We start from the raw sequence: 586 nt of genomic DNA on the forward strand, positions 1-586 counted from the left end.
GCCGCCCTTCCAGTCCGCATCGAAGGGCTCGGCCTGGACTTCCGGCCGGAACAGCGGCACGCAGCCCAGATGCGTGCACAGGCCGACCAGCACGAGGTACTCGGGCTTGACCGAGCGGTGCGGGTTCTTGGCGTAGTCGGGCTGCTGGTCGACCACGTCGGAGTTCGGATCACGCAGGCGCGCGTCCAGCGAGGGTAGCACCTGGATCTGCTCGGGCGTGCGCCGGATCACGAACACCGGCTGGCCGCGCCAGGTCAGCGTCAGGCGCTGGCCGGGTTCGAGTTTGGCGATGTTCTCGGTGACCGGAGCTCCCGCCAGCTCGGCGCGGGCGCTGGGCTGCCAGGAAGCGATGAAGGGCACGGCGGCCGCGATCGCTCCAGCGCCACCCACCACGGCGGTGGTGGCGGTCAGGAAGCGGCGGCGGCCTGGGTTGACGCCTTGGTTAGCCATACGGCTCTCCGCACTTGCGCAAGGGGAAATCGGTGACAAGGCCTGTCTGGCTGGCCTTGCAAAGCGGCGTAGTGTAGCGGATGGCTGAACCCAGCGACAACGCGCCAGGCCTGCGCCGATGGCCCATGCAGGGCAC

At 69.5% G+C, this 586-nt stretch carries 1 protein-coding gene; it reads right to left on the bottom strand.

Annotated elements, in window-relative coordinates:
* Positions 1–450 (bottom strand): ubiquinol-cytochrome c reductase iron-sulfur subunit (petA, locus tag FLQ44_RS20150; RefSeq protein ID WP_147695784.1); only part of this gene is annotated, 450 nt, incomplete at its 3' end.
* Between the last annotated feature and the right edge of the window lie 136 nt (positions 451–586).

This window comes from Vogesella mureinivorans, assembly GCF_007644035.1.
Classification (GTDB): Bacteria; Pseudomonadota; Gammaproteobacteria; order Burkholderiales; family Chromobacteriaceae; genus Vogesella; species Vogesella mureinivorans.